This window comes from Chryseolinea sp. H1M3-3 (genome assembly GCF_029360725.1).
Lineage (GTDB): Bacteria > Bacteroidota > Bacteroidia > Cytophagales > Cyclobacteriaceae > Chryseolinea.
In genome coordinates, this window is record NZ_JARKMY010000002.1 from 1069371 (window position 1) to 1085626 (window position 16256).

Below are 16256 nucleotides of genomic sequence, written 5' to 3' on the forward strand. Positions count from 1 at the left end.
ATTTGAATGAGAAAAATTGCAATCATAGTTTTAATTCTTGCTATCATCGGGTCGACTTTGTCGTGTCAGACTAAGAGAGACGAAACGACGAGCAGTGAAGCATTTATTTCAAACATTGTTTTTCCTTATCAGGATGAACATGTGCATGGTTCAACGCTTGTTGAATTACCCAACGGTGATTTACTCACGGCATGGTTCCAAGGTTCTGGTGAGCGTTGGGCAGATGACGTAAAGATTATGGGTTCACGACTGGTAAAAGGTGACACGACTTGGTCTTCAACTTTTGAAATGGCTGATGTACCCGGATTCCCGGATATTAATCCAATCATGTTTATGGATCGGAATCAACGGTTATGGCTAATGTGGTATCCCGTGTTAGCCAATCAGTGGGAGACTTCTATTCCCATGTATCGCATCAGTGAAAATTATTCTTCTGCCGGGCCACCTATTTGGTCATGGCAAGATGTTCTCTTTGTAAAAGCTGGCGACAAAACAGAGCGTGGTATTCAACCGGATGATAGTTTTGTGCAGCAAGTAAATCAGCAATTAGAAGATTATGAGAAATACCTGGGCGCATCGTTGTTGCCTACCCTTCCCGATAGTGTCAGCAAACCATTGCTTATAGAATGGAAAAAATATAAAGTTAAAATGGACAGTCTTTCGAAAGGAAAGAATATGATTCGGGCGGGACGGATTGAAGATGGCGATAAAGAAACTCCAGCTCAGTTGGGCTATCCGTTAACAAGGCGAATTGGCTGGCAGACGAAAAACAAAGCAGTATTTCTTGGTAATCGTATGGTTGTACCGTTGTATTCGGACGGTTTCGATTGTTCGCTGTTTGCTATTTCCGATGACGCGGGAAAGCACTGGATATTTAGTAATCCTGTACTGGGCGGTGCTGGTATCCAGGCGACAATTGCAATTGGGAAGGACAGTATTTTAGTCGCTTACTTACGTGACAATGGCCCACCGCCACAGCGGATGCAACGTACCGAATCTCGTGATAAGGGACTTACGTGGAGCATTCCCAAAGATGATGTACTACCAAACCCGGGTGCAGGCTTTGATCTTGTTACACTGTCGACTGGCGAGTGGGTGATGATTTTCAACGATACTGAAAACGGAAGGTATAACCTGAGCGTTGCAGTATCAGATGACGAAGGTAAATCCTGGAAATGGAAAAAGCATATCGAGAATGATACACGGTCGGAAAAACCAACATCCAGTCACTATCCATCGGTGATTCAAGGTGCGGATGGCCGGATCCATGTTTCTTACAGCTTTCATCGAAATGACATCAAGCCTGGAAAAACGGTGAAGTATGTTTCTTTTCCTTTGAGTTGGGTAAAGAATTGAATGCTTAATAAACGTTCAGTCTGTTAGCGATCTAATATAAAGTAAACTATTAGACTAGTATTATATGATCAAGAATAAACAAACGCTTATATCTATTTTGATCGTAGGTATGGCGCTGGGCACCGCCTGGGCTATCCGTGGTAAATTTGGACATGAGCAGGGCGCTGCGTGGGCAGGGGCTATCGGTGCCATATCGGTTGTCCTGGTCGCAAAACGACGTGACTGGTATAACAATGTATTTAAAATTGCATTGGCCGCTGCTGTTGGATGGGGATTGAGTGGTATGATCAGCTATGGACAAATTGTTGGTTATGGCCGAAGCGTAGATTTTGGAAATGCCTATTATGGTTTGCTGATGCTTTTTGTAATTGGGGTGTTGTATGGTTTTTTAGGAGGCGGACTTTTTGGGCTTGCGTTAGCGGACTCAAAAGATTTTAAAGTGACCTGGACTTCACTAATTGCGGAAATGTTAGCCTTTGCATTATTAACGTATGGCCTATTGATTAATCAATTGGAATGGTTCATGACGCCACCACGTTCTGAATTATGGGCAGCTTGTTTAGGAGCATCGATCGCGTTAGGATGGTATGTGTTGAGGAACAGGCAGCAAGGCGTATTAAAGGTTGCGATCTGGTCTGCGTTGGGTGCAGGCGTTGGTTTTGCGTTCGGTAATTTTTTGCAAGTGCTCGGCGCAGGTTCATCCTTGTCAATCAACTTTTGGAATGTAATGGAATATTCGATAGGATTTTTTGGTGGCTTGGGTATGGCCTATGGTACATTAACTTCATCATGGGCCGTGTCGAATGATCATGTCAATAAACACGCTAACCTTTTTCCTATTTTGTTTCTGATGGTTTTTATTCCTTTTGTGTTGTGGGATCAGTCCTTTGTAACCGAGAAACTCAAATTCATAGTTGAGTTAGGCGGAAACGGAGAGACTATTTTTTGGTTTCAGAGCCTCGCTTTAATATCTATCGTGGTATGCATAGTAATTATAATAGCAAAATATTATCGTTCGCAATTCAATTTTAATGACGTTAGGACTATTTTTCTCTTATACCTGGGAGTGTATACATTTCTAAGTTTTCTTCTGACCGGTATTTATACGCATCCTATAGAACAGTATCTGTATCTCGTCAATATTGTTGTCATCGTGCTGGTGCTACCTGGTATCCGTAATAATTTTGAAGTGAAGCAAGAATCTTCGGGACCATGGGTGACCGCTACTTTAGTTTCCGTGTTGCTCATTGCCATGTTTGCAGTAATTGCCATACAGACGCATGGCGAATTAGGTGGGAGTCAAACTCGATTTAAATGATTAATGTAGCTGTTATCGGATTTGGGTTTATGGGCATCACACATGCCTTGAATATACTAAAGAATAAAAGATTGTCTCTTCGCGCCATTATTACACGGAACGTAAACGGGATTTCAGAAAAACTTGCTGAGCAGGTTGGAAACTTCTCTGGTGGAGAAGTTGATGTGAACGCAATCCTTCAGGTTCCGGTATATAAAACCCTTCACGAATGCTTGAAGACAGAGCGGATTGATGCTGTACAAATATGCGTTCATACGGACCAGCATTATGAAATGGCAAAGGAAGCAATTGAAAACAAGTTGCATGTTTTCCTGGAAAAACCTATCACGTTACGGCTTGAGGAAGGACAATTGTTGATTGCATATGCAAAGCATCAAAAAGTTAAGTTTATGGTTGGTCATGTTGTTCGCTTCATGCCACCCTACCGGAAGCTGAAGGAATGGATAGATAACCACGAATTTGGCGCGGTGAAGTTTATATCATTGACACGCTTTTCAGGATTGCCTTCGTGGGGTCAGTGGAAAGAGAAGCAAGCGAAATATGGTTCTTCTGGCGGAGCTTTGTTTGATCTCCTAATTCATGATATTGATTTTTTGAATTATACTTTGGGCGTACCGGAAAAAATTGAGTCAGTATGTTATTCAGGTGCGCTCAGCGTACACGATTATATTGTTGCACATTGGAATTACCCACACTCAAAAGTGAAAATTGAAGGCGGAAATATATTTCATTCATCTTTTCCGTTTCAAGCCGGATACATGGCGCAATTTGAAACTGGAAGTGTTGTTTATTCAACATTGCATCCGGAATTTATTCAGGTATGCACCCATGAGAAAATGGACAATGTTCCTGCCGGAAATGCTATGGATGGTTTCTACAACGAGATTGATTATTTTGCCTCCTGTATTGAGAATGACACCGAACCTCTTGAATGTACACCAGCCTCATCGTTGAAAACTATTGAACTGTGCTATGATCATCTATGAAGGCCAATAGTCATAGGTGTGGCTGATAACTCAATATTTGATTTATGAAAAAAAATTTAGCCCTTTACGGGGGAAAGAAAACGGTCGAGAAGAATTTTGTCTGGCCCGTTTTTAATGAAAGGGATGTGGATGCAGTTACTCAGGTAGCGCAAAGCGGCCAATGGGGAAATCCTGATTGTCGCGGTCTGGTCGAGAAATTCGAAAAGGAATTTGCTGGATATTGTGATAGTAAGTACGCCATCTCTTGCGTAAATGGTTCAGTAGCTTTACGGCTTGCGCTTATCGCATCAGGTGTTAAACCGGGTGATGAAGTAATTGTTCCTCCTTATACGTTTATTGCAACGGCCACTATTGTGATTGAAGCGAACTGTGTTCCAGTCTTTGTGGATATCGAACCAGATACCTACAATCTTGATCCTTCCAAAATTGAGGCGGCGGTTACAGATCGGACCAGGGCAATTATTCCGGTTCATTTCGCCGGGCAAGCGTGTGACATGGATCAGATCATGGCGATAGCAAATAAACATAATCTTGTTGTCATTGAAGATGCCGCGCACGCCCACGGCGGAGAATATAAAGGCAAGAAACTAGGGAGCATTGGCCATGCCGGTTGCTTCAGTTTTCAATCATCAAAAAATTTGAATGCGGGGGAGGGTGGATTAGTGGTAACGAATGACGAGACGTTGTACAACATCATGAACTCGCTGCGAAACGTCGGCCGTGTGAAAGACGGTCAATGGTATGAGCATCATTATATCGGGTGTAACTATCGGATCACACAATTTCAAGCGGCTTTGCTTTCACAACAGTTGACGAGATTGGATGAGCAAACGAAGTTACGAGATCAAAATGGAAAATATCTCAATAAGCTACTGGAATCAGTAGAAGGAATAAGTCCGCTTACGCGTGGTCACGGTGAAACAATGCACACGTATCACCTTTATATTTTTCGATATGACAAGACAAAATTTAATGGCTTGCCAAAAAAAGAGTTTTCAGAAATGCTTGCGGCAGAAGGTGTTCCTTCTTTTATGGGGTATCCCAGACCGATTTATGAACAGCCATTGTTTCAGAAAAAGAATTTCATGTGCTACGCGATTCCCGAAAATGTAGATTATACAAAGGTTCATTGCCCAGTAGCCGAGCGTGCATGCTATGAAGAAGCTATTTGGATACTACAACACGCGATGTTAGGTACAAAAGAAGATATGAATCAGTTTGTTGAAGCGATAAAGAAGATCAAGCAAGCTGCGTTATCTTAAGATTATACCCATTGTACCTATCTGGTTTTCACCATCATGGAGCGCGATTCGTCGGTGAATCGGTGCCCGTGATAATTGAATACGGAACACCGATTATCAAATCAAAAAGTTAAATTTAGAATTTACTCAGGCCGACTGCTTCGTTAACATGTGTTTTTTTCGGTACTCCATCGGCGTCAAACCTTTTATTTGTTTGAACTGTCTAGCAATATTTTTGCTATCACTTAACCCAAGATCCAAAGCAATTTCAAAGATGGTCATATCAGTCTCTAAAAGTTTTTGTGTAAACTTTTCGATCCGTTGATTATAGATATATTCGTACACCGGATATCCTGTTGTTAGAATAAATCTCTTTTCAAGTGATCTCCTTGAAAGCGGAACTTCTTTCAAGACCTGATCTACCTTAAGATTTTTATCCAGGTTGCAATGGATATATTTCAGCGCACTTACAATATATTTGTCTTTGCTGGCAAAGATATCCGTAGAATGACGCGTCACAACCTGTGTCGCTTTAACGATAATGTCAGGCGCATGGCACGTTTTTTCCTCGATCATTTGTTCCATTAAACGTGCAGCTTCATATCCGCTTTTCTCCGAATCCAATTCAATACTAGATAAGGGTGGGTCAGATAAATCACAAACCATTTCATCGTTATCCACCCCCAACACGGCAACTTCGTCAGGGATGCGAATACCGGCATGCTTGGCTGCTTCAGTGATATGATGCCCTTGATTGTCATCGCAGGTCATCAATGCTATAGGTTTTGGCAGAGATTTTAACCAATCACTCAGCGCCGATGGTTTATAATACCAAAGGTCCGTGGAATGAGAATTTGTTTGTTCGTAATAGTGAACATTAAATCCCGCTTCCTGTATACGTTCTTCAAAACCTTCTGCGCGTTCACGTGACCAAACGATGTTGCCAAATCCATAGAATGCAAAATTTTTGAATCCTTTCTTTAAGAAGTAGTCTGCTCCTAATCGTCCCGTCTCCTTATATGCGCCCGTGATGTTAGGAATGTCAGTAAATCTTTCTTTAAAATCCTGTGCAATAACCGGAATGTTTGCTTTTGTAAACTTTTCGACTTCTTCATCATTGTAAAACTGACCGATAATACCATCGGCTTCCCATTCCTTTGCCCATTTTAAAATGCCATCGATGCCAATGGTTTCGCGAAAGTAGGTTGGCATTTTACAGAACGTCCAGGGACCGTGGTCTTTGGAGTACCGCGTAATTCCGCGAAGAATATTTTTATTATATTCTTCGGCAAAGTCGCTTAGTAAAATCAGTTTGATCATAAGTGTTGTATGTTAGGTAAATGAGTTTCATGATATAAAATCTTCTGATCCGATTCATCATTAATACAATAAATCATATCGGACTAACTGCAACATGTCTGATATTATGGTGAAAGAACGTTGTCTCTCGTAATTTCCTCAACAGTGTTTCGCTGTCTCCCTTAGTAAAGGGCTTTAATGGTTTCCTAACGGTTCCGCAGTCTATTCCAAGAAACCGCATGATTTCTTTTCCAGCAGTTATACCGTTGTGCTTCAAAATAATTTTGTAGATGGCGTCTGCTTCTCCCTCGAGGGTCACTACCGATTTCAAATCGCCAGCCTGATGTGCTTGCAGCATTTGTTGGTAGATATCTCCCATGTAATTATAAGTACTTCCCACGTAATGTCGGTTCCCCGCTGCATAGAGCATCATAAATGCTTCATCTGTGCCCCAGTAAAGAGAATAATTCTCCTTGGCAAAGTGAATACAATGTTGATAATCGACGATGTCTGTAAAGCTATTTTTAAGCCCGGCAAAATTTGGAATGCGCCTTGATGCTATTTCGAGGAAACTAATTAAAGGGAAATTCACCCCGGTAAGAAATGGAATATTATAATAATAAAAAGGTGTCTTGGAAGCGGCAGCGGCTACATATTCACATTGCTCGACTAATTCCTCTAGTGTTTTTGGTCGGAAGTAAAATGTAGCAACCATTGCAATGCCATCTACCCCATGCGATTGCGCATGCTCCGCCATGCGTGCGGTTTCATACAGGTTACAACTCCCCACATGTACGAATATCTTAAAATCCGGTCGATTCAGTTCCCTACGGTGTAAAGTCCACGTTTCAACAAGTTTAAGACGTTCTTCAACGCTAAGTGACATGCACTCGCCGGTGGTTCCATTAAGAAAGATGCCATTTGCACCTGTGTTAATACAGTGCCGGAATAGATCGGGAATCCGTTCATAATTTATCATTCCATCCTCATCCATGGGAGTGAAGGTTGCATTGAGGATTTCTACATTATTAGAATTCATATAAGAGCTTTAAAGCATTGCAAAAACTTGGTCGTTTTAGCATACCTCAAGTTGAACAACCTTTTCAGGGGAATCAATGGAGGCCATTACTAAAAAGATGTATAAAATTCTGATAAATTTTGCGATCCTTTTTATACCTTGGAGCGGATGATTTTCATTGGTTAGACTTTTGGCTTTGAATTTCTCGCATGCAATTACAAACTCATTCGCTTCATCAACGGTATTGTGTTATTCCCCAAAGTGTCCTGAAACGGATAGTTAACCACCCACTGTGTAGCAATTTATATTTGACTGAAATTGGATATGAAGATGAAACGGTTTTTCATCCATTTACAAAAAGTAAGGGCAGTGAATATTTATTAGTCTATGTTTCTAAGGGTGAGGGAAGGTATCGTGTGAATAAGAAAGTATATCCTGTTACGGAGAATGATTTTTTTGTTTTGCCGGTTCGATTTGCGAATGGTTTGGAGTCATCGAGTAGAAATCCCTGGAGTATCTACTGGGCATACTTTTCCGGAGCCCAGGCCCAAAAAGTTGTTCAACACTTGGTCGGAAAGCAATATTCCCCGAAGAAAGCAAAACCATTGATTGGAAGAATCGCCCAGTTTAATGACATTCTTCATCACCTTGAGTTGATGGAAAATATTGAGAACCTTGTATACGCAAACAGTCGCTTCTATAGTTTTTTGTGTTCCTTCAGGCTCATGGTATTGTCTTCGCGAAAACACGGTAGTAAAGATGGCGTCATTCAGAGTATCGAATACATGAGAGAGAACATAAACACCATGGTTACCTTGGAGGACCTCGCTGAAGTTGCGGGATTGTCCGTATCACATTATTGCGCATTATTCAAACAGAAAACAATGCAAACACCTATGCAGCTTTATACATCGATGAAAATTCAGCGTGCATGTCAGTTATTGCAAAATAGGACTCAAACTATAAAATCTATTTCCTATAGCCTTGGATTTTTCGATCAATATCATTTCTCGAAAGTCTTTAAACAAATCATGGGAGTGCCTCCTAAGAGTTTTAGAAATCATGGAGGGGATTAGAAGATTGGATTGTTAAAATTGAAGATTTAAGATTGACCCCGGCATATTGATGTGGAATTTTACAACCTTTAAATCTTCCTTCGCAATCCATCAAAACGCATTTTGAGGTATGATATTCGCGAAAGGTGCGTGTGTTTGATGAAAGGAATGTAAACTTGGATAGATATTTTAACAGGAACTTAGTAGAAACAACTTTATGAAGTCAAATCGAATAATTGTTCCTCTCATTTTTTTGATTTTTTCTGTTATCTCTTTTCTAACAAATATTCTTGGACCACTGGTACCAGACATTATTGACAGCTTTAACCTCAGCATTGGTATAGCTGGTTTTTTACCTTTTTCATTTTTTGTTGCATACGGTGTAATGTCCATTCCTTCCGGAATATTGATTGAAAAATATTCTGAAAAAAAGGTCTTGATTGCTGCTTTTATACTGGCATTCGCGGCTGCTTTAGTGTTTGCTATAATTCCAACATTTCAAATGGCCTTGCTTTCGCTATTTTCCATTGGAATTGGTATGGCAATGCTACAGGTGGTTATTAATCCATTACTTCGACATGCAGGAGGAGAGGAGCATTTTGCTTTCAACTCCGTCCTTGCCAATTTCTTTTTCGGTGCCGCATCGTTCTTAAGTCCGTTGTTGTATAGCGCCATGGTTAGCAATATCCATAGCAATAATGCTAGTGGTATTATTTTATTTTTCAATAAGCTGGTAACGCCTGAATTGAAATGGGTTTCACTGTATTGGGTTTTTGCACTCACTTGCCTGATAATGATTGTAGTCATTGGCTTAATTAAATTTCCAAAAGTTGAGTTAAAGGCTGATGAGAAAATTGATACCGGCGTTGCCTTCAAAGATCTGCTTCGTAATAACAATGTAATCCTTTATTTCATTGGCATATTTGCATATGTGGGAACCGAACAAGGTATCGCAAACTGGATGTCAAAATTTCTTCAGCTTTATCATGGCATCGATCCGGCTACAGGTGGGGCATCAGCCATTTCTTATTTCTGGGGGTTGATTACCGTGGGATGTTTTTTAGGATTGCTGTTGTTGAAGTTATTTGATAGTCGCGGGGTGTTGGTGGTATTTGCATCGGGTGGCATCATAACATTATCAATGGCTTTATTCGGATCGATGAACATTGCCTTAATCGCTTTCCCTGCAACCGGTTTCTTTCTTTCAATAATGTGGTCTGTTATCTTTTCTCTGGGAATGAATTCCGTTCCGCATCATCACGGCACTTTCTCAGGGATTTTATGCACAGGTATTGTCGGGGGTGCCGTCGTTCCCTTGATTATCGGTGGCATCGCAGAATTGATAGGACTTAAATTGGCCATGCTGTTTTTATTCATAACACTGGGTTACATTCTTTCCATTGGGGTATGGGCAAAGCCGATCATCAACAATGCAGTTGTAAAAAACTGGAACGAACTTTTCAAAGTTAAAATCCAGTAGGGATGAAATATGTAGACATGCGGTTTGGTATTATTAATTTCAGTGTATAATTATTTAAATGAATTCATTACCTCTAATTGACCTTTCGATCATTGCCTTATACCTGCTCGGAATGATTGGGGTTGGCGTCTATTTTTCCAGAAAAAATAATAGTACGGATCAATTCACGAAAGCTTCAGGGCATATACCGGGATGGGCACTGGGAATAAGTCTTTATGCAACTTTTCTCAGTAGCAACACATTCCTTGGTGTACCCGGAAAAGCATTTGGAAGTAATTGGAATTCTTTTGTCTTCAGCCTTTCCATGCCGGCTGCCGCCTGGATAGCCGCGAAGTATTTTGTCCCTTTTTATAGAAAGAGTGGCGAGATCAGCGCATACACACATCTTGAACACCGTTTTGGGCCTTGGGCCAGAACTTATGCGATGCTTTGTTTCGTGCTTACCCAACTGGCCCGGATGGGTTCTATATTTTTTGGAATAGCCTTAACGTTGGAAGCACTCACTGGAATAGATATGCGGACAATCATGGTCGTGAGTGGAATCTGTATTATAATTTACACCATGCTTGGGGGGATGGAGGCTGTTATCTGGACCGAGGTTGCCCAGGGTATTATCAAGACCATTGGCGCAATGGTGGTCTTGGGTATCGTGATCATGGAAATGGAAAATGGTTTTTCTGACATTATCGGCATTGGAAGCGCTGATGAAAAGTTCAGCCTGGGAAGTTTTAGTCTTACTGATTTTACCACGTCTACATTTTGGGTTGTATTTCTATATGGTTTTTTTATCAACCTCAATAACTTCGGTATCGACCAAAATTATGTACAACGGTATCATACGGCAAAAAATTCCAAAGAAGCTGCCCGCAGTATCTGGCTTTGTGTGTATTGGTATTTGCCGGTGTCTATGGTGTTTTTCTTTATTGGAACTTCTTTGTATGCATACTTTCACCAACATCCCGAGCTTATCGAGGCCGTCAAGCAACAAGTTGCCACCGATAAGGGTATACCTGCAACAGCACTAACGCCTGCGGACTACGGCGACAAAGTACTACCACATTTTATGGTCACGAAGGTGCCGCATGGATTGCTTGGATTAATTATTGCCGCCATTCTTTCTGCAGCTATGAGCACTATTAGCAGCGGTATGAATAGCAGTGCCACCGTATTTTTAAAAGATATTTACCAACGATATATCGACAAGGATATATCGCCTAAGAAAGAATTGCTTGTACTTTATATCGCCACTGCAGCTATGGGCGTATTAGCCATCGTTACCGGCATTGTCATGATTGGCGTAAAAAGTATTCTTGATTTATGGTGGCAACTTGCAGGAATTTTTGCTGGTGGTATGCTCGGCTTATTCCTGTTGGGTATGATCAGCAGAACCGCCGGAAATGCTGTTGCCAAACTGGCCACTATGATTGGTATCTTGGTAATAATATGGATGACATTTTCAAGTCTACTTCCCGACCAGTATGATGGCTTGCGAAATCCACTTCACATGAATATGGTAATTGTCGTTGGAACGCTCTCAATTTTTCTAAGTGGTTTGTTAATCTCAAGGTTAAAAAAAACTTAGTTGCTTAACCGAAATGTTGATTACCTTGGACTCCTCGCAACTATCGAATTTTTAAGTCAAGTTGCAAAGTATTAACATATAAGATATGGATAGCAACTTGTCAGAAATTCTGGAAATACCAGAACGGGCCAAAACGTTACTCGAAGATCCCGCGAAATATTCTTTGCCTTTACATGTTCCTTACCTCGCAATGGGTTCATCGCACTTTGCGACACTTGCTTTTAAATACATGGGTTTTGAGATTTACCCGGAAATAGCTTCTGAATTTCATGCATACTTAAAAAAGGAAAATAAGATTCCTGAAGCTGTTATCTTATCACAATCGGGTAGAAGTAGTGAACCTGTTTGGTGTACTTCGCTGGTGGATGCGTACACGGCGATCACAAATGATCTTAATAGTCCTTTGGCACTTGCAAAAAATGCAAAGCAGGTAATTGCAATTATGGCTGGTGAGGAACATAATTCGTCCAGTAAAACGTATACCAATACATTGCTAACGCTTTTCAAAGGATTCGGAATAGATGTAACGCCAGGGCTAAACGTATTGGTAAATAATATGGCTGTCTACCAGGATCGGGGAAAAGCAATGGCCAAGGAAGTTTTTGAACTACTGCAATCAGGCACTATTCATGGGATATACATTGTTGGCAATGGCCCAAATATTGCCACCGCCATGGAAGCTGCGCTGATATTAAGTGAAAGCACAAAGCGTAACTTTCACGGTTTGCCTATGGCGCAATACGATCATGGACCGAAAGAAACTGCTAAAAATAGCGTTATAATTCAAATTGTTTCTCAAGGACCTTCCTATGTCCGCACTATAAAGTTGGCCGAAATATTAAAAAAAGCTGGAGCACATGTTATCCAGGTAGAAGAAAAAAATGTCTCAGAAAACCTTTCTGTGGTGAATAACATCGTTCCCTTCAACTTTATGGCTTATTACCTGGCGCAGAAGCTGAATGTAGGAAGTACGTTTACTGTAGGCGGAAAAGTAACTGAAGTTGACGTGTAAAAATTTCTTAAAATTTTCCTTGCTTTTTTGTTAGAATGAAAAATTTATCAAGATCTTCTCCGACCGCTTCTTCGAAAGCAGTTTGCATATCACCGGGCTGAGGATGTTTATGCTTCCATTTGTTAAAGTAGTTTTTAATCGCAAGGTCAATCTTCTCCTGACCCAATGCTGATTCCATTAAGTACATCCACAAAGCTGTTTTTATATAGGAGACCATTCCATACTCGTCGCTACTTGGGAATTTATCAGCAGGTATATCCATTGCGGATTCCATCGGAAGGTTTTTATGGATAACCTCATAGATTACTCCCAAAAATTTATCGGTGGGTAGCTTTCTAATGTGAGCAGGGATATTTTTTCCAAACATGCTATTGCCTCTATACTTTTCAGCTTCATACCTGAATTGAAAATAAGTATTCAAACCCTCGTCCATCCAGGTATGTGCTCTTTCGTTACTGCCAAGCATACTCATAAACCAATTGTGCCCTATCTCATGCGTTATAACGCCGTCCAAAGATTCCTCTGTTGCATCAGGATCTGTTATCAGAGTGATCATTGGATATTCCATTCCGCCACTGGAATTATTTGCAGGCCCTTCGACTACCTGTACCACGGGATACTCATAATCGCCAATCCATTCACTATATTTTCTCACCGCATCTTCAATATAATCTATGCTATTGTTCCATAGAGTTTTCTTTTTATTGTGGTAGTAAGAAAAGCCATCTATGATTTTGCCACTGGGTAGTCGAATGGTGTCGTATTGTATCACCACATCTTTATCGGCAAACCATGCAAAGTCAGGAACATGCTTTGCTTCGTATGCAAGTGTTTTTGTCCTGTTGCTGGAATACGGCGTATATAAAGCAGGTTTCTTTTTACGCTTTGCTGTATTCTTTCTTCCCACGGTCTTATATACTTCCAATTCTTCCCTTGTCAGTAGCGATCCAGTTGCACCAACGACATAGTGTGATGGAACTGTAAGGCTAACAGCATAATCTGCATACTCACTATAAAATTCTCCCATGTCTAGATAAGGAAATTCATGCCATCCTGCGGCATCAAAGACTGCTGGTTTAGGATACCATTGGCATGCCATAAACTGCGTACCTGAGTGGCCAGATCTTGAAAAATATGGTGGAAGTAAAACCTTAAAAGGTGTGCTAATAGTGACTGACTCGCCCGGTTTCAATGGACTCGGAAGTATTACCTTTATTACATCAATGTATTGTGGATTAGGATGTGGCTCTGTCTGCGCAGGTTGATCATTTATTTTGAATGCCAAGCCATCAATTGATCCGATTCCCGCGTGACTTTCTTTCTTTGAACGCGCACTATCATTCTTGATTTGAGTCATGAGCGCAGTCGAATCATGCTTGTAAGCATTAGGCCAGATATGAAACCAGATGAAGCTTAAGGTATGTGGAGAATTGTTTTTATAAACGATATTTTCAAAACCGATTATTGATTTTTCTGCATCATTTAGCTCGGCTTGTATTGTGTAACGAAGTTCCTGTTGCCAATAGGAGCTTTGGGCTACTGATACCCCACTTATCAGTAAGGCGAGAATTAGAAGAAACGGTTTCATTAATAAAGTTTAGAATTTTAAAAGTAGCTAAAACTGCCACTGATTATAACATGGTGTAAGTTTATTGCTATCTGTGTATTTAACAGACACAGAAACAATAGTTTCATTAAGATTAACTGAATGGTCGGGAAGCTTATCTACATGAGACTTGAAATCTTTTATATAGTTCTTACTGATTGGATTCCGCTGCGACGGGTGTATTTGAAAATCTAGGTGCTGACGTATGAATATTATCGTTTCTTAACACAAATTCTGCTCTTCTGTTTTTTTGGTGATCTTCTTCCGAACAATCTACAGCATAGCAAGGTACCACTGGAAGTGATTCCCCATATGCCTTTTGTATAATCCGGTCTTTTGAAATACCATGGCCTGCCAAATATTTAGTCACTACCTGTACTCGTCTTTGCGATAGCCCTATATTATAGTCTTCATCACCTCGGTCGTCAGCGTGGCCAGCAATCAGTAGTTTCAAAGATCGATCGTGTTCCAAAATCATTTTCACTTGATCAAGATAGATTTTATCTTCCTCGTCTAAGGTTGCCATGTCAAAGTCAAAATATATATTTCGCAGGTTGGTGCGATCTGATTTTTCCATGCCTAACTTCTTTAACACTGGCGAAGGATCTGTTCTGATTTTTGATAAATTCCCTTTCGTCAGATATTCGTTTCCTTTAGGCGTCTTAAGATACAACAGACTATCTTTCTCAGTTATTTCGGTAAGCGATTTACCAGAAGTAATGTACATTTTAGAAGTACCTTGCTCGGTATCTACTACAAGCAGTTCAGATCCGCTTCCATCGTCTTTATTTTTTAATAGTATGGAAAAATTTTCAGTTTCCGGTCCGTTCTTTGGTATGTTTAGTTCCTGGGAGGTTGTTTGATAATTTTCATGCGCCACCGTTACGTCATATGCTTTACCACGTTCACCCAGAAAGGTTAAAGATCCTTTATCTGTTTCAACAGCAAGTGTATCCCCTGTACTTTTTTCAGTAACAATTGCCTTGTGCCCACTTACCAATTCTCCTAATATATTTGTAACACGTCCCATGGCGAGCACATCGACGTTGGTTAACATTTGAAATGAAAATATGTCGTCATTGCCATTGCGTGCGGATGCAAAGTACCCACTCCGTTGCTCCGGATTTATTATAAGAGAAAAATCATCTGAGGTAGAATTTATCGGATATCCAAGGTTCACAGGCGCAGAAATCCCATCCGGCGATAGTTCACACTTGAATAAATCTAAACCTCCTAATCCACCCCAGCCGTTGGATGTAAAGTATAATGTGTTCTCAACTAAAAATGGAAAGGCTTCGTCCTCCGCTGAGTTTACAATTGGTCCGAGGTTTACAATTGGTCCCCAGACGCCATTAGTGCGTGTAGTTCGGTAGATGTCTGTACCGCCGAATCCACCAGGCTTATCGGAGGCAAAGTATAAAACAGTGCCATCTTCTGAAATAGCTGGGTGCAAAAAAGAATAGGCTGGATCATTGAAAGGCAACGGCACAACTTCCCAGGACGATTTTTTAACATCCAGTCGCGCGTCATATAAACCTGGTCGCCATTCAAAAACATTTTCTCTTCCTTCGACTTCGACTCGTTGATTACGATTAATGATCATTCTTTGATGCTGTGAATAGAACGTTGCCGGACCATCGTGATGCCTTGTATCCAAATCGTCTTCAAATAATGTGGGTTCCCCTAGGCGTTGGTCAGGTGTTTTTCCAGCATAATAAAGATTGAGGAATGGACTATTATCCCAATGTGATTTTTTCTTGAAAGCACCTTCATGCCTTGAGGACGTAAAGACAATACCGTCTTTGTAATATGCTGGCGCAAATTCTGAAGCTGATGTATTAATTGGTAAGTTAACTACCGTGCACGCCGATGAATCGCGATAATACTGTTTATAATTCCGGAGATCTTCAAGGGCCTTTCGTGCCACATTATTATTAAGATCATGCTTTAATACATGTTCTAATAACGTATCAGCCTGTTCTCTTTTTTTCAACATGATTAATACCTGCGCAAACTCATAGTAATCCTTTGTGGAGAAGGAACCTTTGTTTTTTTGCGCACTTATGAACCACTTTTCTGATTCAGCTATACCGTTGATTTTATAATAACATTTTGCCAATTGAAGCATGATGTTACCCTGGTGTGGAGATTTTTTCAGGGCTTTTATATAATAGTCGGTTGCAACCTGGTAATGATGGTGCACGTAAAGAGAGTCAGCCAAAGCACGATATGCATTGCTACTGTGTTGTGCAAATCCTTGTACTCCAACGAACAACAGTAGTATGGTAAATATCCTTTTCATC

Annotated in this window: 12 protein-coding genes; 8 read left to right on the top strand and 4 right to left on the bottom strand. The window is 40.6% G+C overall.

Features of this window, described 5'->3' with window-relative positions; translation table 11 throughout:
- The first annotated feature begins 6 nt into the window (after window positions 1-6).
- From P2W71_RS12090 to P2W71_RS12105, 4 genes are all read left to right on the top strand, one after another.
- Entirely contained in the window at window positions 7-1356 is a 1350-nt protein-coding gene (locus P2W71_RS12090) for an exo-alpha-sialidase (protein WP_276371273.1), read from the top strand.
- A 64-nt stretch (window positions 1357-1420) separates the two neighbouring features.
- On the top strand, window positions 1421-2674 hold the full coding sequence (locus tag P2W71_RS12095; protein ID WP_276371276.1) for a hypothetical protein: 1254 nt from the start codon (window positions 1421-1423) through the stop codon (window positions 2672-2674).
- Window positions 2671-3660 carry a Gfo/Idh/MocA family oxidoreductase gene (locus tag P2W71_RS12100; RefSeq protein ID WP_276371278.1) on the top strand — a complete coding sequence of 330 codons (990 nt, stop codon included), beginning with the start codon at window positions 2671-2673 and terminating at the stop codon, window positions 3658-3660. The genes P2W71_RS12095 and P2W71_RS12100 overlap by 4 nt, the downstream gene beginning before the upstream one ends.
- 44 nt (window positions 3661-3704) lie before the next feature.
- Entirely contained in the window at window positions 3705-4922 is a 1218-nt protein-coding gene (locus P2W71_RS12105) for a DegT/DnrJ/EryC1/StrS family aminotransferase (protein ID WP_276371280.1), read from the top strand.
- Between the two features lie 126 nt (window positions 4923-5048).
- Here the strand turns inward: P2W71_RS12105 and P2W71_RS12110 are convergent, their stop codons facing one another.
- Both P2W71_RS12110 and P2W71_RS12115 read right to left on the bottom strand, forming a co-directional pair.
- On the bottom strand, window positions 5049-6221 hold the full coding sequence (locus P2W71_RS12110) for a DNA-binding transcriptional regulator (RefSeq protein ID WP_276371282.1): 1173 nt from the start codon (window positions 6219-6221) through the stop codon (window positions 5049-5051).
- Between the two features lie 73 nt (window positions 6222-6294).
- Window positions 6295-7239: a dihydrodipicolinate synthase family protein gene (locus P2W71_RS12115; RefSeq protein ID WP_276371284.1), complete on the bottom strand. Its 945-nt coding sequence runs from the start codon at window positions 7237-7239 to the stop codon at window positions 6295-6297.
- 188 nt (window positions 7240-7427) lie between these two features.
- On the opposite strand from P2W71_RS12115, the gene P2W71_RS12120 reads away from it, so the two are divergent.
- The 4 genes from P2W71_RS12120 (at window position 7428) to P2W71_RS12135 (ending at window position 12347) form a co-directional block, all read left to right on the top strand.
- Window positions 7428-8294, top strand: coding sequence for a helix-turn-helix domain-containing protein (locus P2W71_RS12120; protein ID WP_276371286.1), 867 nt, complete (start codon window positions 7428-7430; stop codon window positions 8292-8294).
- 196 nt (window positions 8295-8490) lie between these two features.
- Window positions 8491-9753: an MFS transporter gene (locus P2W71_RS12125; RefSeq protein ID WP_276371289.1), complete on the top strand. Its 1263-nt coding sequence runs from the start codon at window positions 8491-8493 to the stop codon at window positions 9751-9753.
- 58 nt (window positions 9754-9811) lie between these two features.
- Window positions 9812-11335 carry a sodium:solute symporter gene (locus P2W71_RS12130; protein ID WP_276371292.1) on the top strand — a complete coding sequence of 508 codons (1524 nt, stop codon included), beginning with the start codon at window positions 9812-9814 and terminating at the stop codon, window positions 11333-11335.
- 85 nt (window positions 11336-11420) lie between these two features.
- A complete protein-coding gene (locus P2W71_RS12135; RefSeq protein WP_276371295.1) occupies window positions 11421-12347 on the top strand; it encodes a hypothetical protein in 927 nt (308 codons plus the stop codon).
- Between the two features lie 7 nt (window positions 12348-12354).
- Here P2W71_RS12135 and P2W71_RS12140 read toward each other — a convergent pair whose 3' ends face one another.
- Both P2W71_RS12140 and P2W71_RS12145 read right to left on the bottom strand, forming a co-directional pair.
- Window positions 12355-13935 (bottom strand): M1 family metallopeptidase, encoded by a 1581-nt coding sequence (locus P2W71_RS12140; protein WP_276371297.1) that lies wholly within the window; start codon window positions 13933-13935, stop codon window positions 12355-12357.
- Window positions 13936-14104: 169 nt separating this feature from the next.
- Entirely contained in the window at window positions 14105-16255 is a 2151-nt protein-coding gene (locus P2W71_RS12145; protein ID WP_276371299.1) for an OmpA family protein, read from the bottom strand.
- Between the last annotated feature and the right edge of the window lies 1 nt (window position 16256).

Excerpts from the sequence above, each read along its gene's own strand:
- P2W71_RS12090 (WP_276371273.1), top strand. The coding sequence starts at position 7 with ATGAGAAAAATTGCAATCATAGTTTTAATTCTTGCTATCATCGGGTCG.
- P2W71_RS12095 (WP_276371276.1), top strand. The coding sequence starts at position 1,421 with ATGATCAAGAATAAACAAACGCTTATATCTATTTTGATCGTAGGTATG.
- P2W71_RS12100 (WP_276371278.1), top strand. The coding sequence starts at position 2,671 with ATGATTAATGTAGCTGTTATCGGATTTGGGTTTATGGGCATCACACAT.
- P2W71_RS12105 (WP_276371280.1), top strand. The coding sequence starts at position 3,705 with ATGAAAAAAAATTTAGCCCTTTACGGGGGAAAGAAAACGGTCGAGAAG.
- P2W71_RS12110 (WP_276371282.1), bottom strand. The coding sequence starts at position 6,221 with ATGATCAAACTGATTTTACTAAGCGACTTTGCCGAAGAATATAATAAA.
- P2W71_RS12115 (WP_276371284.1), bottom strand. The coding sequence starts at position 7,239 with ATGAATTCTAATAATGTAGAAATCCTCAATGCAACCTTCACTCCCATG.
- P2W71_RS12120 (WP_276371286.1), top strand. The coding sequence starts at position 7,428 with ATGCAATTACAAACTCATTCGCTTCATCAACGGTATTGTGTTATTCCC.
- P2W71_RS12125 (WP_276371289.1), top strand. The coding sequence starts at position 8,491 with ATGAAGTCAAATCGAATAATTGTTCCTCTCATTTTTTTGATTTTTTCT.
- P2W71_RS12130 (WP_276371292.1), top strand. The coding sequence starts at position 9,812 with ATGAATTCATTACCTCTAATTGACCTTTCGATCATTGCCTTATACCTG.
- P2W71_RS12135 (WP_276371295.1), top strand. The coding sequence starts at position 11,421 with ATGGATAGCAACTTGTCAGAAATTCTGGAAATACCAGAACGGGCCAAA.
- P2W71_RS12140 (WP_276371297.1), bottom strand. The coding sequence starts at position 13,935 with ATGAAACCGTTTCTTCTAATTCTCGCCTTACTGATAAGTGGGGTATCA.
- P2W71_RS12145 (WP_276371299.1), bottom strand. The coding sequence starts at position 16,255 with ATGAAAAGGATATTTACCATACTACTGTTGTTCGTTGGAGTACAAGGA.